This is a genomic window from Pseudosulfitobacter sp. DSM 107133 (genome assembly GCF_022788695.1).
In the GTDB taxonomy this organism is placed as follows: domain Bacteria; phylum Pseudomonadota; class Alphaproteobacteria; order Rhodobacterales; family Rhodobacteraceae; genus Pseudosulfitobacter.
The window spans coordinates 411537-436454 of the sequence record NZ_CP085155.1; the positions used below are offsets into that span (position 1 = coordinate 411537).

The 24918-nt window shown below is 61.6% G+C and carries 21 protein-coding genes; 2 read left to right on the forward strand and 19 right to left on the reverse strand.

Features of this window, described 5'->3' with window-relative positions:
- Positions 1-20 precede the first annotated feature (20 nt).
- Entirely contained in the window at positions 21-275 is a 255-nt protein-coding gene (locus DSM107133_RS19485; protein WP_205387899.1) for a hypothetical protein, read from the reverse strand.
- Positions 276-302: 27 nt separating this feature from the next.
- On the opposite strand from DSM107133_RS19485, the gene DSM107133_RS19490 reads away from it, so the two are divergent.
- Positions 303-1244: a LysR substrate-binding domain-containing protein gene (locus DSM107133_RS19490; RefSeq protein WP_114295197.1), complete on the forward strand. Its 942-nt coding sequence runs from the start codon at positions 303-305 to the stop codon at positions 1242-1244.
- Between the two features lie 5 nt (positions 1245-1249).
- On the opposite strand, the gene argE is transcribed toward DSM107133_RS19490, so the two are convergent.
- The 14 genes from argE to chvE all read right to left on the reverse strand — a co-directional run bounded on the left by argE (position 1250) and on the right by chvE (position 18593).
- Positions 1250-2425: an acetylornithine deacetylase gene (gene argE / locus DSM107133_RS19495; RefSeq protein WP_114295198.1), complete on the reverse strand. Its 1176-nt coding sequence runs from the start codon at positions 2423-2425 to the stop codon at positions 1250-1252.
- A complete protein-coding gene (locus tag DSM107133_RS19500) occupies positions 2422-4491 on the reverse strand; it encodes an FAD-dependent oxidoreductase (protein ID WP_114295199.1) in 2070 nt (689 codons plus the stop codon). Before DSM107133_RS19500 ends, argE begins: the two co-directional genes overlap by 4 nt.
- A 77-nt stretch (positions 4492-4568) precedes the next feature.
- Positions 4569-6065 (reverse strand): aldehyde dehydrogenase, encoded by a 1497-nt coding sequence (locus DSM107133_RS19505; RefSeq protein WP_114295200.1) that lies wholly within the window; start codon positions 6063-6065, stop codon positions 4569-4571.
- A gap of 13 nt (positions 6066-6078) precedes the next feature.
- Positions 6079-6753 carry a DUF1028 domain-containing protein gene (locus tag DSM107133_RS19510; RefSeq protein WP_114295201.1) on the reverse strand — a complete coding sequence of 225 codons (675 nt, stop codon included), beginning with the start codon at positions 6751-6753 and terminating at the stop codon, positions 6079-6081.
- Positions 6750-7178 (reverse strand): RidA family protein, encoded by a 429-nt coding sequence (locus tag DSM107133_RS19515; RefSeq protein ID WP_114295202.1) that lies wholly within the window; start codon positions 7176-7178, stop codon positions 6750-6752. Before DSM107133_RS19515 ends, DSM107133_RS19510 begins: the two co-directional genes overlap by 4 nt.
- Before the next feature lie 15 nt (positions 7179-7193).
- Positions 7194-8471, reverse strand: a complete 1278-nt coding sequence (locus tag DSM107133_RS19520) for an NAD(P)/FAD-dependent oxidoreductase (RefSeq protein ID WP_114295203.1) — start codon at positions 8469-8471, stop codon at positions 7194-7196.
- 116 nt (positions 8472-8587) lie between these two features.
- Entirely contained in the window at positions 8588-9478 is an 891-nt protein-coding gene (locus tag DSM107133_RS19525) for a shikimate dehydrogenase (protein ID WP_205387900.1), read from the reverse strand.
- Positions 9479-9540: 62 nt separating this feature from the next.
- Positions 9541-11064 (reverse strand): aldehyde dehydrogenase (NADP(+)), encoded by a 1524-nt coding sequence (locus DSM107133_RS19530; protein ID WP_114295204.1) that lies wholly within the window; start codon positions 11062-11064, stop codon positions 9541-9543.
- Positions 11065-11068: 4 nt separating this feature from the next.
- Entirely contained in the window at positions 11069-11986 is a 918-nt protein-coding gene (locus DSM107133_RS19535) for a dihydrodipicolinate synthase family protein (RefSeq protein WP_114295205.1), read from the reverse strand.
- A gap of 36 nt (positions 11987-12022) precedes the next feature.
- Positions 12023-12961, reverse strand: a complete 939-nt coding sequence (locus DSM107133_RS19540) for a Gfo/Idh/MocA family oxidoreductase (RefSeq protein ID WP_114295206.1) — start codon at positions 12959-12961, stop codon at positions 12023-12025.
- On the reverse strand, positions 12961-14703 hold the full coding sequence (araD, locus tag DSM107133_RS19545) for an L-arabinonate dehydratase (protein ID WP_114295207.1): 1743 nt from the start codon (positions 14701-14703) through the stop codon (positions 12961-12963). Before araD ends, DSM107133_RS19540 begins: the two co-directional genes overlap by 1 nt.
- A gap of 12 nt (positions 14704-14715) precedes the next feature.
- A complete protein-coding gene (gene mmsB / locus DSM107133_RS19550) occupies positions 14716-15912 on the reverse strand; it encodes a multiple monosaccharide ABC transporter permease (protein WP_114295208.1) in 1197 nt (398 codons plus the stop codon).
- A gap of 12 nt (positions 15913-15924) precedes the next feature.
- Positions 15925-17445 (reverse strand): multiple monosaccharide ABC transporter ATP-binding protein, encoded by a 1521-nt coding sequence (mmsA, locus tag DSM107133_RS19555; RefSeq protein WP_114295209.1) that lies wholly within the window; start codon positions 17443-17445, stop codon positions 15925-15927.
- 83 nt (positions 17446-17528) lie between these two features.
- Complete coding sequence (chvE, locus tag DSM107133_RS19560) at positions 17529-18593, reverse strand: multiple monosaccharide ABC transporter substrate-binding protein (protein WP_114295210.1); 1065 nt, start codon at positions 18591-18593, stop codon at positions 17529-17531.
- A gap of 169 nt (positions 18594-18762) precedes the next feature.
- Here chvE and DSM107133_RS19565 point away from each other — a divergent pair, with 169 nt between their 5' ends.
- On the forward strand, positions 18763-19695 hold the full coding sequence (locus tag DSM107133_RS19565) for a LysR family transcriptional regulator (RefSeq protein ID WP_114295211.1): 933 nt from the start codon (positions 18763-18765) through the stop codon (positions 19693-19695).
- A gap of 15 nt (positions 19696-19710) precedes the next feature.
- On the opposite strand, the gene DSM107133_RS19570 is transcribed toward DSM107133_RS19565, so the two are convergent.
- From DSM107133_RS19570 to DSM107133_RS19585, 4 genes are all read right to left on the reverse strand, one after another.
- Positions 19711-20298, reverse strand: a complete 588-nt coding sequence (locus DSM107133_RS19570) for an SMC-Scp complex subunit ScpB (protein ID WP_114295212.1) — start codon at positions 20296-20298, stop codon at positions 19711-19713.
- A 1-nt stretch (position 20299) separates the two neighbouring features.
- Positions 20300-21193, reverse strand: a complete 894-nt coding sequence (locus DSM107133_RS19575; RefSeq protein ID WP_240310661.1) for a DUF1403 family protein — start codon at positions 21191-21193, stop codon at positions 20300-20302.
- Between the two features lie 57 nt (positions 21194-21250).
- The gene (locus tag DSM107133_RS19580; RefSeq protein WP_114295214.1) at positions 21251-23770 is read right to left on the reverse strand and encodes a heavy metal translocating P-type ATPase; all 2520 of its coding nucleotides are present in this window, start codon (positions 23768-23770) and stop codon (positions 21251-21253) included.
- 125 nt (positions 23771-23895) lie between these two features.
- Positions 23896-24885, reverse strand: a complete 990-nt coding sequence (locus DSM107133_RS19585; protein WP_114295215.1) for a LacI family DNA-binding transcriptional regulator — start codon at positions 24883-24885, stop codon at positions 23896-23898.
- Positions 24886-24918: the final 33 nt, after the last annotated feature.

Here is a 24918-nt window from a genome sequence, read left to right on the forward strand (position 1 = left end):
TTTTCAATTTGGCAAGGTATTCAATCCCCTAGCCGCGATGCCCTGTTTGGCGCTTCACACGCATTTCTAGAAACCTGCGTTTTAGGTAATTTCCCCGAAATGCCCCTGCCCGAATTTTGTGCACTCGCACCGAAATATTCTTTTGCCGTGGCCATTGCCGAGGCATCCCTTAGCGCCTCATTTGCCCAAGACACTTGCAGGAACGACGAACCAAACGTACCAAAGAGGGCAAAACCGCCGGTCAAAATCGACGATTTTCCGAAATTCTCACGCACCAAACTTTTGTAAAGTCGACATCTGAAATGCCACTGCGCTACACACTCAGACAACTGGAGTATCTCGTCGCTGTGGGCGAAACCGGCAGCATTGCGGGCGCTTCACAGCAGGTAAACGTTTCTTCTCCGTCTGTGTCCGCCGGTGTTTCCCAGCTGGAAGAAGAACTGGGCGTTAAGCTTTTTGTACGCCACCACGCCCAGGGTTTGACCCCGACTGCCGCAGGGCGCGAAATACTTGCCCATGCCCGTTATGTGCTACAGCAGGCCGGTATGCTGCGTGATCTGGCGGGGGATTTGTCGGACAGTGTGCGCGGCCCGTTGTCGATCGGCTGTCTCAGCACCTTTGCCCAAATCCTGTTGCCCGGATTGCGACAAAGCTTTGTCGCGCAACATAGCGACGTGCGCACCACCCAGATCGAGGCCGACCAATCAGGCCTGTTCAGTCTGCTGCGACAGGGCAAAATTGATCTTGCCATGACCTATGATCTGGATCTGCCCCGCGACCTGACCTTTCTGCCGATCCTTGCCTTGCCGCCCTTGGTCGCCCTGTATGAAACCCACCCGCTTGCCCATCTGCCCGAAATTTCGGTCAGCGAACTGGCACCCTACCCGATGGTCCTTCTGGATCTGCCGCACAGCGCCGAATATTTCCTGTCCTTCTTCACCGAAGCCGGCCTGCGCGCGAACATAGCAGAACGCACGCGCGATATGGCCGTGATGCGCGGGCTGGTGGCAAACGGTTTTGGCTATTCGATCATAAACGTGCGTCCGCAAAGTGATCTGGCACCCGATGGAAAACATATTCGTTTCATACCGTTATCCGGTGGGCAGCGTCCGATGAAGCTGGGCATTCTCGCCACTGGTGGGGCAAATCACACCCGGCTGCTAAGCGCCTTTGTCAGCCACGCCCAAAGCTGGATTGAAACGCGGGCTGATACATTGCTGAGCCCACATTCGAACAGCGGCTGACTGTTTCACAGGGCGGTTTTCTGGCCTGAAAGCTCGGCAAGCAGGCGGTCCATCATCCTGTCACAGCGTCCGAGCTGGGAAAGAGCGACGAATTCGTCCGCCTTGTGTCCCTGCCCTTCCATGCTGCCCGGCCCGCAAACAACGGTCGGAATGCCAAGCCCGGCAACAAAGCCCGCTTCGGTGCCAAAGGCCACTTTGGTCACATCCTCGGAACCGCAAAGCCGCCCAACACGTCGCACTGCAAGATGGTCAGGCGCAATATCCAGACCGGGATAGGTATTGGTCACCTCGATATCTATTCCCACATCCGGATATTCGGCCTGAAACGGTGCGCAAATGTGACCGACGGCATGGGTCAGACGCTTCAAGAACGTCGAAAGTTCGTCTTGCGGAAGATGGCGCAGCTCAAATTCCACAACCGCCCGTTCAGGCACAATGTTTAATGCTGTGCCGCCCTGAAGGGTTCCGGCATGAACCGTGCTGTAAGGCACGTCATAGGCAGTGTCCTGTACATCAGACCCGCCATATTCATGCTGAATGATGCGCAATGCGGTGATGAAGTCTGCTGCCAGATGCAGCGCGTTGATGTATTTGGGGGCCAGTGCTGAATGCCCTGCAACCCCGCGACATGTGGCGCGAAGCGCTGATTTGCCCTTGTGCCCGATGGCAGGGCGCATCGACGTCGGCTCGCCCACGATGCAAAGTTCAGGACGCCAGCCTAGACCCGCAAACGCTGGCAGCATCTTGCGCAGGCCCTGACACCCGATTTCTTCATCATAGGAAATGATGAACATCAACGGTGCCCTGAGCGCGGTCGCGTCCACCCGTTGCGCCAGCGACAGCATGGCCGCCAGATACCCCTTCATGTCGGTGGTGCCACGGCCAAAAATCTTGTCGCCCTCTTGCGTCATCTCGAAAGGCGGCCGCGTCCACGCCTGCCCTGCAACCGGCACCACGTCGCTGTGCGCCGAAAGCAGCACGCCCCCCGGCCCGCTGGGCCCGATCCGTGCGACCAGACCGGATTTGGCCAGCACGGGATCAGGAATGCGCCGGGTTGCACATCCGGCTTTGGTCAACAGATCTTCGGCATGGTCAATCAGCGCCAGATTGCTTTCGGCGCTGATTGTGGGAAAGGCAATCAGACGCCCGAGATTTTCGAGCGTCTGAGCATAGGGTGTCATTGCGCAGCCAGTTCGGTAATCTCGCGGCGGAATGGCAGGTCATCACCGATGTCCTCCCCGTCCAGTTCGCGGGCATAGCGATGGCCGGCGTAAGTGGCCCATGCAATTGGCCCCGATGCTTCGGCATCCCCGAACAGTTTGACCGAACGGATACCCGCATCTGCCCACTCTGCCTGACGCGCTGTCAGATCATGGAACAGCTGGTCGTTGCCGGTACGCGAGGCAACCATCACGACAGCATCGCATTCATAGTTGCGGATCTTGCCCGTATAGACGCAATTGCTGACAACATGGTCGACCCCGATTTCCGTAACACCGCGGTTCAGGACAATCTCGACACCCATGTCGTCCAGCCTGGCATGGATTGTCGCCTGTTCCAGCGTGTTGTTGGTCCAGTCCGACACATAGGCCGACGGCGTAATCAGCGTCACTTTTGCCCCCTGTTTCACTAACAGCTCGGCCAATACTCCACCCATGTAATAGTGATCGTCGTCATAGATAACGATGTTGCCTCCCGGCACGGTGCCGTCCATCAGATCGTCGGGGGTGAACACCCTGGCCCCATTGGCAATTGGCATTGGCACCACGTGTTGGCGCGAAACCCCGTCGCGCCGCCATGTCGAACCTGTGGCAATCGCCACGTTCTGGAAACCGAATTCAAGCACGCTTTCCGCGTCCAGCTTGCTGGCGCGATAGATTTCAACGTTGGGGCGCTGCGAAAGCTGATAATCGCGATAATCCACCACGCGCCCCCAGGCCGACAGGCCGGGCAGGGCTCGTTCGCGGGTGACCCGTCCGCCAATCACGTCGCGGGCTTCGGCCACGGCCACGTCATAGCCGCGCCGGCACAGGGCCCATGCTGCCTCAAGCCCGGCTGGGCCCGACCCGATGACCAGAACGTTTTCGCTGTCGCCCTTGGCATTCATGTTTTCCGGGTGCCAGCCCTTGCGCCACTCTTCCATGAACGTCGGGTTCTGGGTGCAGCGACTGATCGACATGGTCATGTCGCCGGTGATGCAAATGTTGCAGCCGATACATTCGCGGATATCCTCGATGCGGCCTTCTTCGATCTTTTTGGGCAGGAAAGGATCGGCAATCGACGGACGCGCACAGCCGATCATATCCAGCGTGCCCGATTTGATCATCTTGACCATGACATCAGGCGACGTGAACCGCCCCACGCCCACAATCGGCTTGTCGGTGAAATCGTGGATCGCTTTCACCAGATCGAACTGTGCCGCCTCTTCCTTGAACCGCGACGGGCCAGAGCAATCCTCCCAGGCGCCATGAGCCAGATCCCAAATGTCTGGAAGGTCGCGGTTCATTTCGATGAAATCCCGCACTTCGGCATTGGAAAACCCAAGCTCGCCGATGGATTCATCCAACGACACCCGCATCGCTATGGCCATTGTGTCACCCACGGCTTCGCGGATATCCGCGACCACCTCGCGGGCAAAACGCGCTCGGTTTTCAAGACTGCCGCCGTATTCGTCGGTGCGGTGGTTTGTGGCGCGGCTTAGGAAGTGCTGGAAAATCCCGAACCCATGCGCACCATATAGGTTGATCAGGTCAAACCCTGCTTCTCTTGAACGTTTAGCCGCGTTCACGAACCAACGGCGCAGATCACCGATCTCGGACTTTGACATGGCGCGCGCCTGTACCGGATCATTGGTAAAGGTGCGGATCGGCAGCGCCGAGGGGGCCAGCGGCACTTCTTTTGAGTAGAGGTTGGGGCCGTTGATACCCGAATATGCCAGCTGGATACCGGCAAGCGCGCCATGTTCCTTCATCTTTTCAGACATCCGGCGCAACTGCGGAATGTCCTTGTCTTCCCAAAGGCGCAATTCGATGAAGGGTGTGATTTCCGAGGTATGGTGCATTTCGCACTGTTCGGTGAAAATGACGGCCCAGCCCCCCTGCGATTTGATGCCACGCATTTCCGCCGCCGCCGACGGATCGCGATAACCGCCGCCATTGCAGTGGGGCACTTGGTAAAACCGGTTCTTCGCGGTCAGCGGACCTATCTTGATCGGATCAAACAGAATATCATAGCGTGCATCGCGCATTTTGGTCTCCTTTGCGGGCGGGGGGCGGACGGACCGCGGCCCACACACCCGGGGCTTCTTTCAGCTTGGGTGCAGGATCAGGCCTGATACTTGATCCAGGTGGTTTTCAGGGCGGTGTATTTGTCCAGTGAATGCAGCGACAGATCGCGCCCAAAGCCGGATTGCTTCATCCCGCCAAAGGGCGTTTGCGCCGAAAGCGCATCGACCGTGTTCACCGAAACCGTGCCGACATGCAGGCGGTCTGCCACCCGACATGCGCGGCTGAGATTGTCTGTCCAGACAGAAGCCGCGAGGCCGTAAATGGAATCGTTGGCCATGCGCACGGCGTCATCTTCGCTGTCAAAGGCGATGACCGAAAGAACCGGCCCAAAGATTTCATCCCGCGCCAGCGCATTGTCCTGCGTGACATCGTCAAAGATGGTCGGCTGAACGAAACAGCCTTTGCCCCCGACCAGAACACGATTGCCACCGGTCACCAGATTGGCGCTGTTCTTGCCGTTTTCAATAAACCCAAGGATGCCCTGCGTTTGCTTTTCGTCAACGATTGCACCCATCCTGGATGCCGGATCCAGCGGATCGCCGGGCTGCATCGCTTCGGCGCGCTGGAGCAGCTTGGCCACAAACTCATCTTTGATCGAACGTTCAACATACAGCCGTGAATTGGCCGAGCAGACCGCGCCCTGATTGAAGAAAATCCCAAAGGCCGCCATATCGGCTGCTGCATCCAGATTGTCACAATCGGCAAAGACGATGTTGGGGCTTTTGCCGCCCGTTTCCGGCCAAACCTGTTTCAGGTTCGACTGGCCCGAGTATTGCATGAACATCTTGCCGATGGCTGTCGAGCCTGTGAAGGCAAGGCAATCGACATCCATGTGCAACCCCAGCGCTTTGCCCGCTGTGTGCCCATATCCGGGCACCACATTGAACACGCCGTCGGGCACACCCGCTTCGGCAGCCAATTCGGCCAGACGCAGCGCGGAAAGCGGTGATTGCTCGGCTGGTTTCAGGACGACCGAGTTGCCCGCGGCCAGCGCTGCCGCGGCCTTCCACGTCGCCATATCCAGCGGGAAGTTCCAAGGCGTCACCGCACCGACGACCCCCAGGGGAACGCGACGCACAAGCGCCAGATTGCCGGGGCCGGTCGGGGCGACTTCGTCATAGATCTTGTCGATTGCCTCTGCGTACCACTGAAAGAAATGCGCCGACCCCGGTGCGTCCACGGTCACGGCGTCGGTGATTGTCTTGCCCATGTCCAGACTGTCCAGCAGGGCCATTTCCTCAAGATTGCTGCGGATCAGGTCGGCCAGTTTCAAAAGCACGGCCTTCCGGTCACCCGGTGCCATGCGTGACCAATGACCAGCCTCGAATGCGCGCCGACCGGCGGCCACGGCGCGGTCGACGTCTTGGGTGTCACAGGCGGCAACGGCCGTCAGAACGGCACCGTTGGCAGGATTGATGTCATCAAAAGTCTCGCCCGAGAGCGCATCGACAAACTGACCATCAATAAAGGCCTTGCCCCGCAAAGTCAGAGCGGCGGCGCGGGCTTTCCAGTCGCGAAGAGAATAGTCTAACATATTGATTTCCTTTTCAATCGTCGCCCGGCACACCGTAGGAAGGTGCTTCGCGCGGATCGAGCGCGCGCTGGACATAGGCGTCAAGCTGCGGCTTGTAGACTTCCCATGCGGTTGCGATGGCCTCGATCGGACAGTCCTCGGTCCAGTCACAACGCAGATCGGCAACAGGCCACGCGACCTTGTCAACAATCTGCATGCCGGCGGAATGCACGGGGCCTGCTTCGCCGCCGGCTGCGAGGCCCGCGCGCAGGGCGGCAATCAACCTGTCACCGATATGGCCGCGCGCCGACAGATATCCGTCGACGATGGCCTGCGGGACGCGATCATTGTCCAATAGGTTACCGCCCGACGCGACATTTTCGGCCTGGGCCTGTGTCCAGATACCAAGCGACTTTGGCCCCGAATGAATCGCCGTGCCACCGTTGATGTCGACGGCCAGAACCTGACGGTATTCAACGAATTTCGCCGACGCCGCGACCTTGGCAACGGCGGCTTCGGCGCTCAGACCGCCCTGCATCAAATCCAGCGTCAGCGGCCCAAGCGTCGGGTCGGTGACATTTTGCGAGGCCACCGACCCGACGCCGGCGCGGGTATAGGAACAGCGCGCCGCCACCGCCGGAGAGGAGGAGGAAATGGCAACGCCGAACATGCCGGTGTCGGGGCAACGGGCAACCAGAGAAAAGGTCATGCGCCGTACCCCTCCGGAATCACCGCTGTTCCGTCGATTTCAACCAGCCATTCGGGCCGCGCCAGCGCCTGCACCACCAGCCCCGTCGAAACCGGATGCACCCCTTTGATGTATTCGCCCATGGTGCGGTACACCGCCTCGCGGTGGCGCACGTCGGTGATGTAGACGACAACCTTGACCAGATGCGCCATCTCGCCACCGGCCTCTTCGATCAACTGCTTGATGTTCTGCATGACCTTGTGGGTTTGCTCGACCGGATCGTGGCTGTTGATGTTCTTGGCATCGTCCAGATTTTGCGGGCACTGGCCACGCAGCCAGACCGTCTTGCCGCCCTGGGTCACCACGGCCTGACACAGATCGTTGTCCAGGTTCTGCTCCGGATAGGTGTCGCCGGTGTTGAATTTGCGGATGCGGGTATGGGCCATTTTATATTCCTCGGATTATTCGACGGCACAGGGCACGATGGCCGCCTCGCCTTCGTATTGCTGATAGGCACGCTGGATGTTGATCTGGTCCGCGACATGTTTGGCGTCGTGCCACACCCCCCAAAGGAAGGACGATCCGCGACGCGATTGCCAGGGCAGGCCAAGAAAGTAGACATCCGGTTCAACCGACGATCCACGCTGGTGAACCGGTGCCCCGCGTTCGTCAAATGCGTTCACCTTCAGCCAGCTGAAATCCTGCCGGAAGCCGGTTGCCCAGATGATCGTGGTGATCCCCTCGGCCACCAGATCAATCGAACGGATCGGGTTTGTCAGGCAATCGGGATCAGGAAAGGAAACGCGCGCTTCGGGGTCTTCCGGCAGGTCCAGCCCCATACGGGCGACATAGGCATCGGCCATGTCCAGCACTTCGTCATAGTTGGCGTCTCCTGCGGCGATGTTATCCTGAAGATCACCGGCGAACTGCATGACACCGTCGCCATAGCTGTCGGTCAGCCCGGTCAGGATCACCCCTTCGCCCGCCAGACGGCGAAAATCCATGGTCTGCCCGCCCCGCGCGCCGCTGACCGAGATGGTGACATGTTCGGTGCCCGGCGTCGGGGCGGCCATATCCCACAATCCCAGTACACCCAGCCACCAGACATTGTCGCGGCCGCGGTAGCGCCGCGGCGGGCGGTCATGCGGGCCGACAGACAGAACGACCTTGCGCCCGGCGCGGTTCAACTCGTCCGCGATTTGCGCACCGGAAGACCCCGCCCCCACCACCAACACAGCGCCGTCCGGCAATTGTGCGGGGTTCTTGTAATGGAACGAATGCAACTGCGTGACATCTGCGGTTTCGGGCACAATCGGCGGGATCACCGGATGCTGGAAGGCGCCTGTCGCGGCAACGATGCGACGGGCGGTGATGTCGCCCTGGCTTGTCTTGACCCGAAAACCACCCGTGCCCGAAAGGCGTTCAACCTCAAGCACCTCGACACCTTCGTGGATCGGCGCGTCGATCATGGCCGCATAATCGACCAGATACTGCGCCATCCGGTCTTTGGGGACAAAGGCATCGGGGTGACAATCATCAAATTCCAGCCCCGGAAAACGGTCATGCCACGCGGGACCATTGGCCACCAGATTGTCCCACCGGCCCGTGCGCCACGCCTCGGCGGTGCGCTGCTTTTCAATCACCACATGCGGAACCTTGGCACGCGAGAGGTGTTCGCTCATCGCGATCCCGGCCTGACCGGCCCCGACGATCAGTGTATCTGTCTTATCAATGAGCACGCAGGCACCCCCCCTAAACGATTGCTAATAATAGCCCATCAGGGCGCTGCCATATGCATAGGGGGTTGTCGCAGGCCGGAAAATTACGATTTCCGACATCATTGCTTAGGGTCAGCCTAAACGGCCGTGCTGCTTTGGCCGTGACTGCGAAAGGTGGCGCGCATCCTGTCAGGGTCGGCAGGGCGACCGGTGAACAATTCAAAGGCCCGCACCGCCTGAAAGATCGCCATGCCTTCGCCTGACAAAACCTGACAGCCAACCGCGCGCGCGGCTTTTAGCAGTGCGGTTTCAAGCGGGAAATAGACGATGTCGGCAACCCATTGGTGCGCTGCCAGACAGGCTGTGTCCAGCGGCACGCCCGGCAGTTTGGCCATGCCCACAGGGGTTGCGTTTACAATGCCGTCGGCCCCCGCCGCCGCCAGTGTCGGATCGGACACGGTCCGGGCCTGACCGCCTGCGGCACGAATTGCCTTCGCCAGCGCCACGGCGGCGTCGGGGCGCGCATCAGCAATCAGAACGCAGCCCGCGCCCAGATCGCTCAGCGCATGAGCCACGGCCCCGCCTGCCCCGCCCGCGCCGATCAGCAGAACGTTGCCGCGCTTGGCATCCGGCAGACCGCGCCGGAAACTTTCGCAAAACCCCCAGTGATCGGTGTTGTGGCCAAAACGCCGCCCGTCCCGAAACACCACTGTATTCACCGCCCCGACCCGTTGCGACGATGCCGAAACTTCGTCCAGCAGGGCCATCACCTCCTGCTTGTAGGGATAGGTGATGTTCAGCCCCGCAAAGCCGTCATTCTCGGCCCGATCAAGACGCGCGGCCAGAGGGATGTCACCGTCTACGTCCGTGTCGATCAGATCATAGCGACAGGTCAGGCCCTGCATCTGCGCCTCGGCCATATGCATCGCCGGGGTGCGCGACAGCTGGATACCACGCCCGATCAGCCCCATCTGAAAGGCGGGCGCGAAAGGATTTGGGGCACCCGTTGCGGATTCATCTATCTCCATCTCACGGTTTCCCCCGGTCGCATTTCACCCCTCCCGCCTTGGCAGTCCTTATACCTGCGCGTTCAAGAGCCTGAAACCACCGCAGAATGCAATTCGTCCGGGAAGTTCTGATAGCAAACAGGGCGCAAGAACCGCCGGATCGCCAAAGTGCCCACCGAAGTGTGACCAAAGTTTGTGCTGGCCGGATAGGGCCCGCCGTGCACCATGGCGTCGGCCACCTCGACTCCGGTGGGAAAGCCGTTGACCAGCAAGCGCCCCGCCTTGCGCTCAAGAATAGGCATCAGTGCATTGGCATCGGCCATGTCACCGGCGTCCATTTGCACAGTGCAGGTCAACTGCCCCTCAAGGCTGCGTGCCACGGCCTGCATCTGGGCGACGTCGCTGACGCGCACAACCAGCCCCAGCGGGCCAAAGACCTCGTCCCCCAAGGCCCTGTTGTCCAGCCAGATTTCTCCTGTGGTTTCAAACAGGTCGGGCACAACGCTGCGTGCATCAGCCGTTTGCGAATGCACATCACATGTGATGGCCAGCGCCGCCAAACGGTCGCGCCCGCTGCGATAGGCTGCGGCAATTCCGTCGGTCAGCATGGTTTGTGCAGGCACGGCATTCAGTGCAGATGTGGCCGCCTTGACAAAGCTGTCCGCCTGCGGCCCGTCCAGCAGCACGACAACACCGGGGTTGGTGCAGAACTGCCCCGCGCCCATGGTCAGCGATCCGGCCCAGCCCTGGGCAATCGCAGCTATACGCGCCGCCGATGCGGCGGGCAGTACAAACATCGGGTTGACCGAGCCCAATTCACCAAAGAACGGGATCGGATCAGGCCGGGCCGCACATAGATCATACAGCGCACGCCCGCCCCCCAATGATCCGGTGAACCCCACCGCACGGATCAGCGGATGTTGTACCAGCGCCGCGCCGACGGTCTGGGTGTTGCCCTGCACCATGTTGAACGTGCCCGGATGGGTGCCGGTTTTGTCCAATGCGGCGGCAATCGCCTGCGCCACGATCTCGGTGGTGCCGGGATGGGCCGGATGGCTTTTGACCACCACCGGACAGCCCGCAGCCAAAGCGCTGGCCGTGTCGCCGCCCGCCGTCGAAAAGGCCAGCGGAAAGTTCGATGCACCGAAAACACCCACCGGCCCGATCGGGCGCTGCACCATTTTCAGGTCGGGGCGCGGCAGGGGCTGACGGTCTGGCAGCGCCGCGTCATGGCGCCGGTCCAGATAGTCCCCCTGTTCGATATGATCCGCAAACAGGCGCAGCTGTCCGGTGGTGCGCCCACGCTCGCCATCAAGACGCGCCGCGGGCAATCCGGTTTCCTGCGTGCCGATCTCGGTGATCTCGGCCCCGCGCGCTTCGATTTCATCCGCGATGCTGCGCAGCAGCGTGGCGCGGGCAGCGCGGGTGGAATAGCCGAAACTTTCAAACGCCGCTTCGGCCGCCTTGCACGCCGCGTCAACTTCGGCAGCTGTGCCGTTCTGGAATGAATGCGCAGGCCCGTGCGCGGGTTGGCTGTCAAAGCTGCCGCCCCCATCAACCCATTGCCCCGCGATCAGGTGTTGGCCGGTAAATGTCTGCTCGCTCATCCGCCTATTTCCCCCACTTCAAGGCAATCAGGTCCATGTCGCCTGCCAGTTGCAGCAGGCGTGTCTTGGTACGCTCCGACATGGGTTTCAGCGGATGGCGCACATGGTCGCTGCGGATCACACCGCCTGCGGCATAGACGGTCTTGCAGGCGCGCAACCCGCACTGTCGGTTTTCGTGGTTGATCAATGGCAGGCATTTTTCCCACTGCTTCAGCGCGCCGTCATGGTCGCCGGCCAGATAGCTTGTGACGATGGGGCGGATGTGTTCGGGAAACAGCCCCGAGGTCATGGTGCCCGTGGCCCCCGCATCCAGATCGGCCAGCAGGGTTACCGCCTCTTCGCCGTCGAACGGCCCGGCAATATGATCGCCCGCCGCCTCGATCAGCGCCGCCAGCTTGTCGGCGGCAAAGGGGCATTCGATCTTGAAATAGCTGACGTTTTCCAGCTCGCGTGCCATCCGTGCCAGCAATGGCACCGACAGGGCAACACCGCTTAGCGGCGCATCCTGTACCATGATCGGGATGCCGATGGCGCTGCTGACCGCATCGAAATGTTCGAATATCCCCGCCTCGGCCGGAAACAGGCCCGACCCGTGATAGGGCGGCATCATCATCACCATCGCCGCCCCCATCGCCTGCGCCGCCTTGGCGCGGGCCACCACGATGTCGGTCGAAAAATGGCTGACCGTGACAATCACCGGCACGCGGCCTGCCACATGCTCAAGACTGATGCGCATCAACAGCGACCGCTCGGCATCGGACAGCACGAATTGTTCCGAGTAGTTCGCAAGGATGCAGATCGCATCCACGCCTTGATCTATCAGGCAGTCCAGCACGCGGCGCATGCCGTCTTCGTCGACTTGTCCGTCATCCAGAAACGGGGTCGGGGCCACCGGCAAAATGCCTGTCAGGGTCTGTTCCATAGCGGGTCCTTTCGGGTGTTCAATATGTCTGCTGCGTTACCAGTCAAAGGCCGCCACGGCCTGTCTGCGCCCCAGCGTAAATGCGTCTGACACATGCAGCATCGGGCGCAGGTCAACGTCGATTTCCCTGCGTTCAACCAGTTCGGCAAAACGGGCATAAAGCGCGCGGTATTCGTGATCCGGGCCGCCGTTGACCTTTTCGCCATCCACCGACAGGTTCGCGCCGCCGTCGCTGAGCGTCGCGGTGCCCTGCGCGGTTTCGATACGGATGTCCCATGTTTGCGGACCCGTCTGACGCCAATCGAATGCGGCGGTCATTTCGGCCCCGCAGGGGTCGTTGAACGTCAGATCGGCGGCAATGGGCGTATCGCGGTTTTCAGGGAAAAACAGGTCAGCCTGCGTCAGGTGAACGGCGCGCGGATAGATTTCCGACAGCACCGACAACGCGTTGATGCCCGGATCGAACACCCCAAGTCCGCCGGCCTGCCAGATCCAGTCCTGTCCAGGATGCCAGCGGCGCACGTCCTCTTTCCAGATCACCTCGACGCGGGTGATATCCTTATCCTGCAGCCATTTGCGCGCGGCCTGAACACTTGCGGCATGGCGTGAATGCCATGTGGCAAACAGGGCCACGCCCTGCGCGCGCGCCAAGGCGATCAGGTCATGTACTTCGCTCAGCGTCGCCCCCGGAGGCTTTTCCAGCATCACATGCCGCCCCGCCAGCAAGGCGCGGCGCGCATCGTCATAGCGGACCTGTGGCGGCGTACACAGCGAGATGCACGAAATCTCAGGATGGGCGTCCAGCAAGTCTTCCAGATGCTCGAAACGGGGGACCCCGTCGACACCGGAATTCCGGCTGGCCGTCGCTTTCAGCGCAAAGGCAGGGGTCGCCGCAATCGACGGAATATGCTGGTCGCGGGCAATTTTGCCAACGCCGACAATGGCGAGATCGGCGGCGAGATCAGAAACAGACATCAGTGTGAATCCCGTGGCACGGCGTTGCCGCGGCAGCCGACCAGAAAGTCAAAGTCCGCCCCCGTGTCAGCCCCCTGCACATGGTCATGGAACAGCCGCGCATAGCCGCTGGCGGGTGGCACCACGGGGTTTTCCCACGCCGCAAGACGGCGCGCGATCTCGTCATCCGGCACGTCCAGATGCAAACGCCGGTTGGGCATGTCCAGCTCGATCATGTCGCCGTTCTGCACGATGGCCAGCGGCCCGCCCGCCGCCGCCTCGGGGCTGGTGTGCAGGATCACGGTGCCATAGGCGGTGCCCGACATCCGCGCATCGGAAATGCGCACCATATCGGTGATGCCCTTTTTCAGCACCTTGGGCGGCAGGCCCATGTTCCCCACCTCGGACATGCCGGGATAGCCGCGCGGGCCGCACATTTTCAGCACCATCACGCAGGTTTCGTCAATGTCCAGATCGTCGTCATTGATCCGCGCCTTGTAATCGTCGATGTCCTCGAACACCACGGCGCGGCCCCGATGGGTCAGCAAATGCGGGCTGGCAGCTGAGGGCTTCAGAACCGCCCCCTTGGGTGCCAGATTGCCACGCAGCACGGCAATGCCGCCCTGTTTGGCCAGCGGTTCGCCCGCGGGGCGGATCACGTCCTCGTTGTAGTTCACCGCATCCTTGACCTGATCCCAGGCGGTGTCGCCCGAGACGGTCAGCGCGTCATTGTTCAACAGCCCCGCCTCGCCCAGACGTTTGATCACCACGGGCAAGCCGCCCGCATAAAAGAACTCTTCCATCAGGTATTTGCCCGAGGGCATCAGGTTCACAATCGTCGGCACATCGCGCCCGAAGGTGTCCCAATCGTCCAGTGTCAGATCAATCCCCACACGGCCCGCAATCGCCATCAGGTGAATCACCGCATTGGTCGACCCGCCAATCGCACCATTGGTGCGGATTGCGTTCTGAAACGCCTCGCGCGTCAGCACGTCCGAGGGTTTCAGATCATCCTTGACCATCTGCACGATGCGCCGGCCTGTCACATGGCTCATGACACGGCGGCGGCTGTCCACGGCGGGGATTGCCGCATTGCCCGACAACGCCATGCCCAGTGCCTCGACCATGCTGGCCATCGACGACGCGGTGCCCATGGTGTTGCACGATCCGGGGCTGCGGCTCATCGCCTGTTCGGCGTCAAGGAAATCTTCGCGGGTCATCTTGCCCGCCTTGATGTCTTCGGACATCTGCCAGAGTGCCGTGCCCGAGCCGACCCGTTCGCCCCGGAACCAGCCGTTCATCATCGGCCCGCCCGACACCATGATCGCCGGCAGATCAACCGAGGCCGCGCCCATCAGCAGCGCGGGCGTGGTCTTGTCACAGCCACACAACAGCACCACACCGTCCAGCGGATTGGCGCGAAGGGCCTCTTCCACGTCCATCGCGGCCAGATTGCGGTACATCATCGCCGTGGGGCGCAGCGCGCTTTCGCCGGTGGAAAACACGGGGAATTCCAGCGGCAGCCCCCCCGCCTCGTAAATCCCGTGTTTCACCCGTTCGGCCAGATCGCGCAGATGCGCGTTGCAGGGCGTCAGTTGCGACCAGGTGTTGCAGATGCCGATCACGGGCCGTCCATCAAACAGATCGGCCGGCAGCCCTTGGTTCTTCATCCAGCTGCGGTGGTAAATATGGTCGCGGCTGTCGCCCCCGAACCATTCCTGCGAGCGCAGTTTGCGGGGCCATGCGGCGGGTTGAAACGTCATCTTGAATGCCCCTTAGCGTTGTTTTTGTTTGTTGTAGACGTCGAAAATCACGGCAGCGAGCAGCACCAGACCCTTGATCACCTGCTGGTAATCAATGCCGATGCCCATGATTGACATGCCGTTGTTCATCACGCCCATGATGAACGCACCCACCACGGCGCCAACAATCTTGCCGACCCCGCCGGACATCGACGCACCGCCGATGAACACCGCCGCAATCACATCGAGTTCGACCGCAAAGCCCGCCTTGGGCGTCGCCGTGTTCAGCCGCGCGGCAAAGATCAGACCCGCCAGCGCCGCCAGAACGCCCATGTTGACGAAGGTCAGGAAGGTCAGCCGCTCGGTCGGAATGCCCGACAGCTTCGCCGCCTTCACATTCCCCCCCAGCGCATAGACACGCCGCCCGATGGTCGTCTGTTCGGTGATGAACGCATAGACGATGGTCAACAGCCCCATGGTCACCAGCACGTTGGGCAGGCCCCGGAACGTCGACAGCTTGTAAATCACGAACAGCAGCGCGCCTGCGACGATGGCATTGCGCACCACGAAAAAGCTGACCGGCTCGTCCTCGATCCCGTAAGCCATGTTGCGCGCGCGTTTGCGCATCCCAAGGTAAACGATGGCACAGGCGGCAATCACCCCCACGGCCAGCGCCGTGGCATTGGGACGGCCCACCCCGAACACATCGGGAATGAACCCCGTCGACAGCAGCTGGAACGACTTGGGGAACGGCCCCACCGATTGCCCTTCAAGCAGCCACAGCGACAGCCCGCGAAACACCAGCATTCCCGCCAGCGTCACGATAAAGCTGGGGATGTTCCAATAGGCCACCCAATAGCCCTGCGCGGCCCCGATCAGCCCGCCAACCACCAGACAGACAGGGATGGTGATGGCCACCGGCACGTCCAGATTGACGATCATCACCGCGGCCAGCGCCCCGACAAAGCCCATGACCGACCCGACCGACAGGTCGATATGACCGCCGACAATCACGATCAGCATCCCCAAGGCCATGATGATGATATAGCTGTTTTGCAGGAACAGGTTGGTGATGTTCACCGGCTTGAGCAACGTACCGTCAGTGACAACCTGGAAGAACAGCATGATCGCGATCAGGGCGAACAACAGCCCGTATTCGCGCAAGTGCCCCAGCAGATAGGTGGCCATGTTCGGTTGCGTGGTTTGGTCGGGTGATACGGTATCGGTCATTGTGCCGCTCCCTTAATGTGTGACAATGAACGACATGATGCGTTCCTGACTGGCCTCGGATGCATCAAGCTCTCCGACAAAGCTGCCTTCGTTCATGACGTAGATACGGTCGCTCATGCCCAGCAGCTCGGGCATTTCCGAGCTGATCATGACCACCCCCTTGCCCTGCGCCGACAGCTCGTTGATGATGCCGTAAATCTCGAATTTGGCACCGACGTCGATGCCGCGCGTGGGTTCGTCCAGGATCAGAACCTCGGGGCCTGCGAACAGCCATTTCGACAAGACCACCTTTTGCTGGTTGCCCCCCGACAGGTTCATCACCCGCTGGAACACGCTGGGCGTGCGGATGTTCATCGCCTTGCGATAACGCTCGGCCACCCTGGTTTCCTCGGCCTCGTTGATGACGCCCGAACTGGACACATCGGGCAGGTTCGCCAGCGTGATGTTGCGCTGGATCGTGTCTTCCAGCACCAGCCCCAGTTCCTTGCGGTCCTCGGTGACATAGGCCAGCCCGCTGCGGATCGCGGCCGCCACGGTCGAGGTGTCGACGGGCTGCCCCTTAAGTTTCACCGTGCCGGTGGTGTTCTGCCCGTAGCTGCGCCCGAAAATGCTCATCGCCAGTTCGGTGCGCCCTGCACCCATCAGGCCGGCAATGCCAACGACCTCGCCGGCGCGCACGTGAAAGTTGATGTCCTTGATGATCTGGCGCGTCGCATGTTCGGGGTGCCAGACGTTCCAGTCCTGCACCTCCATCAGCATGTCACCCGCCCGCCGCGTGCGTTCGGGATAACGTTGCGACATGTCGCGCCCCACCATGTCGCGCACGATGCGGTCCTCGGTGATCTCTTGCGTGCGCGCATCCAGCGTCGACACTGTCGCCCCGTCGCGGATCACGGTAATGGTGTCAGCCACGCGGCGCACCTCGTTCAGCTTGTGGCTGATGATGATCGAGGTGACCCCCTCGGCCTTCAACTCCAGCAGCAGGTCCAGCAACGCCTGACTGTCGGATTCCGACAGCGCGGCGGTGGGTTCGTCCAGGATCAGCAGACGCACGTCCTTGGACAGCGCCTTGGCGATCTCGACCAGTTGTTGTTTGCCCACGCCCAGCCGGTCCACCTGCGTGGCGGGGGCCTCTTTCAGCCCGACCTTTTTCAACAGCGCCTCGGTGCGCCGGAAGGTTTCGGGCCAGTTCATCACGCCCTTGCTGGCGCATTCATTGCCCACGAACAGATTTTCCGCGATGGACAACAGCGGCACCAGAGCCAGCTCCTGATGGATAATGATGATCCCCAGATCCTCGCTGTCGACGATGCCACCAAAGCGCGCGACCTGACCGTCATAGTGGATTTCACCGTCGTAGGTGCCTTGCGGATAGACACCGGAAAGGACCTTCATCAAGGTCGACTTGCCCGCGCCGTTTTCGCCCACAAGGGCGTGGATCTCACCCTTGGCCACCTTCAGATTGACGTTGTCCAGCGCCTTGACGCCCGGAAAAGTCTTGGTGATGTCGCGCATTTCAAGAAGTGTTGTCATTGGCCTGCCCCCCAATATCCAGACCCGCCCCGCCAGCCGGTTACAGCACGCGGAGCAGGCGATTGTTCAATCGCAACCTGTGCTTACAGGTCGTCTTTGGAGTGGTAGCCCGAGTCGATCACGATCGCCTCGTAGTTGCTGGCATCGACCGATACCGGCTCAAGCAGGTAGGACGGCACAACCTTGACACCGTTGTTATAAGTGGTGGTGTCGTTGATCTCCGGCTCGCCGCCTTGCAGCAGCGCATCGACCATACCAACCGTCACACGGGCCAGTTCGCGGGTGTCCTTGAACACGGTCGAATATTGCTCGCCTGCGATGATCGACTTGATCGACTGCAATTCCGCATCCTGACCGGACACAATCGGCATTGCCAGATCGCCAGACCCGTAACCCACACCCTTGAGCGAGCTGAGGATACCAATCGACAAACCGTCATAGGGGCTCAGCACGCCGTTCACGACCTTGTCGGTGTAATGCGCCGACAACAGGTTATCCATGCGCGCCTGCGCGACCGCGCCATCCCAGCGCAGGGTGCCGACCGTGTCCATGCCCATCTGGCCCGACACGATGTTGATGGTGCCGTCGTCGATCAGCGGTTGCAGCACCGACATGGCACCGTTGTAGAAGAAATAGGCGTTGTTGTCGTCGGGCGAGCCGCCGAACAATTCGACATTCCAGGGGCTGACATCGGGAAAGCGTTCCTTCAGCCCGTCAACGATGGAACTGGCCTGTTGCACGCCGACCTTGAAGTTGTCGAAGGTCGCGTAATAGTCGACATATTCGCTGTCACGGATCAGCCGGTCATAGGCGATTGTCTTGATATCCGCGAAATGCGCGTTCTCCAGTGCGTTCGACAGGGTGGTGCCGTCAATCGCGGCAATCACCAACACATCGACGCCCTTGGTGATCATGTTCTCGATCTGGGCAAGCTGGTTGGGAATGTCGTCTTCTGCGTATTGCAGATCAACAGTATAGCCTGCCGCCTCGAACTGCTCGACCATCGAATTGCCGTCGGAAATCCAGCGGGCCGAGGATTTGGTGGGCATCGCGATGCCAATCGTGCCCTTGTCCTGAGCCAGTACAGGCGATGTCAGCAGACCAACGCCAAGCGCAAGGGCACTAAGCCCCGAAATAAGTTTGTTCATGTCTTCCTCCCAAAAGCCGACCAATCCGTTTGCAGAAAAGTCGGGTCCCGCGTGCGGGACAAAATGTCGGACGATTTTCCTATGTCCTGCGCGATGTTTACAATGTGGTTACATAGCAATCAAATTACATAAGTTGACATATACATACCAAAAGTGACATGCAGTTGACATGCAAGACCTGACCTCACGCCTGCAATGGCGCCACCTGCGGCTGATTCATGCCATTGATGAATACGGCCAGCTGTCTGTCGCCGCTGACCATCTGGCGATCACCCAGCCCGCCGCCTCGCGAATGCTGGCCGAGGTCGAACAGATGGTTGGCCAGCCGCTGTTCGCGCGCACGTCCAAGGGCATGGTGCCCACGGCCATCGCAGAGGTGCTGATCCGCCATGCCGGCGGGCTGCTGCGCGCGCTGGCCAGCACCGCCGACGAGGTCGCCGCCTTTGGCGCAGGCAAAACCGGACGCGTGCGGGTGGGATCGGTGACGGGGGCGGCCATCGCCTATGTCGTTCCGGCGGTCCACGCACTGAAACAGGACGTCGAAGGGGCCGATGTCTATGTGGGTGTTGGCCCCAGCGATACGCTGATGGAGGGGCTGCTGAACGGCGAATACGATTTTATCCTGTCGCGCGTGCCCAACGAACTGGACCCGCGCCTGTTCGAAATCATGGACTGGCGTAATGAAACAGCCGAATTTCTGGTCAGATCGGGCCACAAGCTGACACAGATCGCCCGCCCGTCGATCACCGACCTTGCCGGATTTGGCTGGGTCGCGCAGGCCACCGGCACCCCCATGCGCAAGGCGGTGGAAGAGGCCTTTCTGGCCCACGGCGTCCCCTTGCCCGAAGACATCGTGACCACCACGTCGCTGCTGGTGATGATCGCCTATTTGCAGATTTCCGATTCAATCTCTCCGGTGTCCAGCGAGGTTGGCGATCTGGTCCGCAGCACCGGCGTGGGCGGCATTCAGTCGATCACCGTGCAGCAACCCCTGGTCATTTCTCCCTATCACCTGATCCAGCGCAAATCGGTGATGATCAATCCGCTGGCACAGCGCTTGCGCAATCTGGTGGTCGACGGATTGTCAAAGCCGCTGGCGTGACGGGCGGGCGGGACCCTACGGGCGCGGCCCAACCACGCCAGCATCTTCCAATTGTTCCTGATCCGGCAGGTCGCGCAGGCTTTGCAGCCCGAAGACCGCCAGAAACCGGTCGGTCGTCACAAAGGTATAAGGCGCCCCGCGGCGCGGGCTGCGCGGGCCGGTTGCAATCAGGTTACGCTCGTGCAGCCGCCCGATCAGCTCGCGGCCAACCTCTTTGCCGAAAATATCTTTCAACCCGTCCCGTGTGATCGGCTGGTGATAGGCAATGGCCGCCAGAACCGACACATCGAACGGGTTCAGGTCCAGCCCCTGCCCGCCCACATCCGACGCGACACGGATCGTGGCCGCATAGGCCGGACGGGTGCGCAGGAACCAGCCGTCCGCCACCTGCGCCACCTCAAAAGAACGCCCCTCAAGGTCGGCGGACAGATCGTCGATCAACAGATCAACCGACGCCCCCCGCCCCACAACCCGCGCCAAAGCGTCACGCGGCACCGGTGTGGCCGAGGCGAACAGAACCGCTTCGATCCGGCGCATCCATGTGCGCCAGCGCAGGTCGGGCGGCAGATCGGTCAAATCGCGGTCAAACTCTGGCTCTGCCATGTCAGACTCCGTACAGGCGGAAACTGTCCCGCCCCGTCAGTTCGCGCACCGCCCCCAGATCGACCAGACGGTCGCACAGACGGCGCGCAGCGCGGTCGGACATGCCCGCACCCGCAGTCAGCGCAGCCGGGGCCACCGCGTCACGGCTGAGAAACTGCGCGACCGCTGCCGGAGCCGTCTTGGCCCGCAGTTTGGGCGCAACGGCTTGCAAAAGCGCTGCGCGGCGCGACAGGTCGGCGGCCATTTGCACCACCCCGCGCCCCGACGCGACAACGGCGCGATGACAGGCCAGCCGCAACACATCCCCCGTGGTGCGCAAATCCCGCGACCTGAGGCCCGTCGCCAGCAGCGGCAGGATATGCGGCCAGCCCAGAGCCCGCGCCAGCGCCGCTTCGGCAAGGATCAGCGCCGCCGTTTCGGCACGCGGATGGGCGGCCAGAACCGTTTCGAACACGGTCGCGGCCTGCGCAACCGGACCACCCCGCGCGGTGTCCAGCCAGATGGCAATTTGCTCTGGTTCGAAATTGGGCATCGCCTTGTGCAGGCTTTTCAGCGTTCCGGCCCTGACCGTCCCCGCCCGACGCCAGTGTTGAAAGATCACCCCCGCCGGACCGGGCTGGTCGCCCGCACGCAACAAATGCACCTCGTCCCGCAAATCGGCGGCCCGTTCGGAGCGCCCCATGTAGGTGACACATGCCTCGGCTGCCGACAGGGCAAGACGGTCGCGCAGCAAGGCCTGCGGGACCTCGGCACGGGACACCACAAGATGCAGTGTCGCCAGCGTGGCCCCGGCCAGAAACACGACATCTTCGTCGGTCTCTGCGCGCGCAGGTGCGACCCAGCCGGGCATCGGGGCTATGTTGTCTGTGAAAGCGGGCGGATCTTTGATTACCATCCGCCCAGCATAAACATATGCGGCGCTTTGTTCCAATGAATAACGGACAAACCGCCGCTATTCTGCCGCCGCGACCACCTTGTTCTGATCCACAGCGCGCGCAGGTATGGCGGCGCTTTCATCCATCAGCGGCTTGATCCGGCGCAGTCGCAAGGCATTGCTCAGGACAAAGACCGACGACAGCGCCATCGCACCCGCAGCCAGCATGGGCGACAACAGGATGCCGAAAGAGGAGTAAAGCACCCCCGCAGCCACCGGAACCAGCGCGGTGTTATAGCCAAAGGCCCAGAACAGGTTCTGGCGGATGTTGCGCATGGTGGCGCGCGACACGGCAAAGGCGTTTACCACGCCGCGCAAATCACCCGACATCAGCACCACATCGGCGGATTCAATCGCCACATCGGTGCCCGTGCCAATGGCAATGCCCACATCTGCGTGGGCCAGCGCGGGGGCGTCGTTGATGCCGTCCCCGACAAAGGCAACCTTGCGGCCCTCGGCGCGCAGGCTGTCCAGCGCGGCGACCTTGCCGTCGGGCAGAACGCCCGCGATCACATGGTCAATGCCGATCTCGGCGGCGATTGCCTCGGCGGTTTCGCGTTTGTCACCGGTGATCATCGCCACCTGCAACCCCTGCGCCCTGAGCGCGGCGATGGCAGCGGCACTGGCAGGTTTCAACGGATCGGCAACGCCGATCACGGCGGCAATGCGCCCGTCAATCGCGGCGAACAGGGCCGAGCGGCCCCGTTTTGCAAGCCCGGTTTCGGAGGCGGCCAGCGCACCCGTGTCGATCCCTTCACGGGTCATCAGACGGTCGGCCCCGATCAGCACATCATGGCCCGAAACCGTCGCACGCACCCCGTATCCGGCCATGGCGTTGAAATCGGCGGGGTCATGTCGCGCGACACCTTCCGCACGGGCGGCGCGCACGATCGCCTCGGCAATCGGATGCTCCGAGCGGGCCTCGACTGCTGCGACCAGCGCCAGCACTTCGGACCGCTCAAAGCCCTCAGACAGGATGAGCTCGGTCAGCTCCGGGCGCCCTTGGGTCACGGTGCCGGTCTTGTCCAAAGCGACCACATCGACCGCCCCCAGCCCCTGAAGCGCATCGCCCTTGCGAAACAGCACCCCCAGTTCTGCGGCACGCCCCGTGCCCACCATGATCGAGGTCGGCGTGGCCAGCCCCATGGCACAGGGGCAGGCAATAATCAGAACCGACACACCCGCCACAAGCGCATGGGTCAATGCGGGTGCCGGCGCAAACATCAGCCACGCCAGCACGGTCAGCGCGGCAATGCCAAGGATCACAGGCACAAAGCGCAGCGTGATCTCGTTGACCAGCCCTTGAATCGGAAGCCGCGCGCCCTGTGCGTCCTCGACCATGCGAATGATCTGCGCCAGCGTGGTGTCACCGCCCACGCGGGTGGCACGAAATCGGAATGCCCCCGCGCCGTTCACCGTGCCGCCGGTGACTGTGGCACCGGGGCCTTTGGCAACGGGCACGGGTTCGCCGGTAATCATGCTTTCATCGACATGGCTGTCGCCGTCTACAATCTCTCCGTCCACGGCGACACGTTCTCCGGGCCGCACGATCAGGATCTCGCCAGCGCGGATTTCCTCAAGCGCCAGTTCGACGGTTTCACCGTTTCGTTCGACAGCGGCTGTGTGCGCCTGTAGCCCCAGAAGTGCCTGAATGGCAGCACCCGTGCGCCCCTTGGCCCGCGCTTCCAGCCAGCGGCCAACCAGGATCAGCACGACAATCACAGCGGCAGATTCAAAATAGACCGCGCGCACATTATCGGGCAACAGCACCGGCAGCACGGTCGCAACAACCGAGTAAAGATAGGCGGCCAATGTGCCGACCGCGACAAGGCTGTTCATGTCGGGCGCGCCTTTCAACAGCGCGGGAATGCCTTTGACATAGAACATCCGGCCCGGCCCGATCAGCACCAGCGTGGTCAGAACCCACTGTATCACCCATGAGGTTTGCTGGCCGATGGTGTGATGCACCCACATGTGAAAGGGCGGGAACAGATGGCCACCCATCTCGACCACAAAAACCGGCAGCGCCAGCGCCGCCGCCACAAGAACCGCACGGCGCAGGCTGGCGGCCTCTTCTTCCTTGCGGGCGACGCCGGTGTCTCCGGACTGGCCCGAGGTGTGGACCGTCGCGGCGTAGCCTGCCGTGGTTGATGTCGCGGCAATCTCGGCGGGGGTCACGGCCCCGTCGACATAGCCCACAGTCGCGCGCCCCGTGGCAAGGTTCACCTCGGCATGGGTCACACCGGGCAGCGCGCTCAGCGCTTTTTCCACCCGACCGACACAAGAGGCGCAGGACATTTCGGTGATGTCGATGCTGGTTTCGGCAAGGCGCGCAGGATAGCCCGCCTTGTCGAGCGTGTCTGTCAGGGTCGTCGCCAATACACTGCCGTCATGGGTGACGCGCGCGGTTTCAGTGGCAAGGTTGACCTCGGCCTGCGTGACACCGGGCAGCGCGTTCAGCGCCTTTTCCACCCGCCCCACGCAAGATGCGCAGGACATACCGTCAACCCGCAGGTTCAGGTGATTTGTATTTGGCATACTGGTGTTTCCCGTTTGTAATCGACCGCGATGCGATCAACATAGGGTTTCCAGCAACTGGAAGGTCAAGGGGCCGAAGGCCGCTTTGACGGATTATTGCGGCCAGCCCGGCGAAATCGGTGTAACTATCTGATTTTACAGGTGGAATCTCTGGCGCACAAACTGGTCTCGACAAAGGTGTCCTGGGTTGCTTGCGGATGTTCCGACAGCAACAGCCGCACAGCAAGCCGCGCCATCTCGTCTGTCCGCTGCGATACGCTTGTCAGCCTTGGCTCGACCAGTTCAGCCAGCGCGATGTTGTCAAAGCCTGCAATGGACAGTTCTGACGGCACAGATATGCCCAGATCGCGGGCAGCACGCAGCGCGCCGATGGCCTGTTGATCGCTTGCAGCGGCAATTGCGGTTGGCCGTTCGTCCGGGGCCACGGCCAGCAGTTGGTGGGCGATGTGTTCGCCCGAGTCATAGTCAAACTGGCCTTCAACACAAATCAACACGGCGGCGTCGGATCCGGTACATATTTTGCGCAATTGTGTACAAAACCCCAGCTTGCGCAACCGCCCCACTTCGGTGGATTGCGGCCCCGAGATATAGGCAATGCGCCGGTGCCCCAATCCGGCCAGATGTTCAGCCACCAGCCCCGAGCCGGCCCCATGATCCGCAGCGATCAGCCGACAGTCACCATAGCGCCTGTCCAGAGAAATGATCGGCACGCCGGTTGTGACCTGCGGCACCGACTGGTCAGCCGCCCCGACAACGATCAGCCCGCGCGGTGACTGATCGAGCAGCGTTTCGATCTGGCGCAATTCGACAACGGGATCATCGTCGGAATTGGCCAGCATCACCGTATGCGATTGCTTGGCGGCCTCGGCTTCGATGTCTTTTGCAAGCTGCGCGAAAAACGGGTTTGAAATGTCGGGCACCACAAGGCCGAGTATATTCAACTTGTTGGTCCGCAGGGCGCGCGCCGACATGTTGGGCCGATACCCCAACTGTTCGACCGCTTTCGTCACACGGTCGCGCAACGCCTTTTTGACGGTCAGATCCTTTGACAGAACCTTGGAAACCGTCCCGACGGATACCCCAGCTTCACGCGCAACGTCTTTTACGGTGGCCATGTCATCCCTATCACGCTTGCCAGAACCGAACCA

Bases quoted from the DNA above. Each gene is read 5' to 3' on its own strand.
- DSM107133_RS19490 (WP_114295197.1), top strand. From the start codon at position 303: ATGCCACTGCGCTACACACTCAGACAACTGGAGTATCTCGTCGCTGTG.
- argE (WP_114295198.1), bottom strand. From the start codon at position 2,425: ATGACACCCTATGCTCAGACGCTCGAAAATCTCGGGCGTCTGATTGCC.
- DSM107133_RS19500 (WP_114295199.1), bottom strand. From the start codon at position 4,491: ATGCGCGATGCACGCTATGATATTCTGTTTGATCCGATCAAGATAGGT.
- DSM107133_RS19505 (WP_114295200.1), bottom strand. From the start codon at position 6,065: ATGTTAGACTATTCTCTTCGCGACTGGAAAGCCCGCGCCGCCGCTCTG.
- DSM107133_RS19510 (WP_114295201.1), bottom strand. From the start codon at position 6,753: ATGACCTTTTCTCTGGTTGCCCGTTGCCCCGACACCGGCATGTTCGGC.
- DSM107133_RS19515 (WP_114295202.1), bottom strand. From the start codon at position 7,178: ATGGCCCATACCCGCATCCGCAAATTCAACACCGGCGACACCTATCCG.
- DSM107133_RS19525 (WP_205387900.1), bottom strand. From the start codon at position 9,478: ATGGAGATAGATGAATCCGCAACGGGTGCCCCAAATCCTTTCGCGCCC.
- DSM107133_RS19530 (WP_114295204.1), bottom strand. From the start codon at position 11,064: ATGAGCGAGCAGACATTTACCGGCCAACACCTGATCGCGGGGCAATGG.
- DSM107133_RS19535 (WP_114295205.1), bottom strand. From the start codon at position 11,986: ATGGAACAGACCCTGACAGGCATTTTGCCGGTGGCCCCGACCCCGTTT.
- DSM107133_RS19540 (WP_114295206.1), bottom strand. From the start codon at position 12,961: ATGTCTGTTTCTGATCTCGCCGCCGATCTCGCCATTGTCGGCGTTGGC.
- araD (WP_114295207.1), bottom strand. From the start codon at position 14,703: ATGACGTTTCAACCCGCCGCATGGCCCCGCAAACTGCGCTCGCAGGAA.
- mmsB (WP_114295208.1), bottom strand. From the start codon at position 15,912: ATGACCGATACCGTATCACCCGACCAAACCACGCAACCGAACATGGCC.
- mmsA (WP_114295209.1), bottom strand. From the start codon at position 17,445: ATGACAACACTTCTTGAAATGCGCGACATCACCAAGACTTTTCCGGGC.
- chvE (WP_114295210.1), bottom strand. From the start codon at position 18,593: ATGAACAAACTTATTTCGGGGCTTAGTGCCCTTGCGCTTGGCGTTGGT.
- DSM107133_RS19565 (WP_114295211.1), top strand. From the start codon at position 18,763: ATGCAAGACCTGACCTCACGCCTGCAATGGCGCCACCTGCGGCTGATT.
- DSM107133_RS19570 (WP_114295212.1), bottom strand. From the start codon at position 20,298: ATGGCAGAGCCAGAGTTTGACCGCGATTTGACCGATCTGCCGCCCGAC.
- DSM107133_RS19575 (WP_240310661.1), bottom strand. From the start codon at position 21,193: ATGGTAATCAAAGATCCGCCCGCTTTCACAGACAACATAGCCCCGATG.
- DSM107133_RS19580 (WP_114295214.1), bottom strand. From the start codon at position 23,770: ATGCCAAATACAAATCACCTGAACCTGCGGGTTGACGGTATGTCCTGC.
- DSM107133_RS19585 (WP_114295215.1), bottom strand. From the start codon at position 24,885: ATGGCCACCGTAAAAGACGTTGCGCGTGAAGCTGGGGTATCCGTCGGG.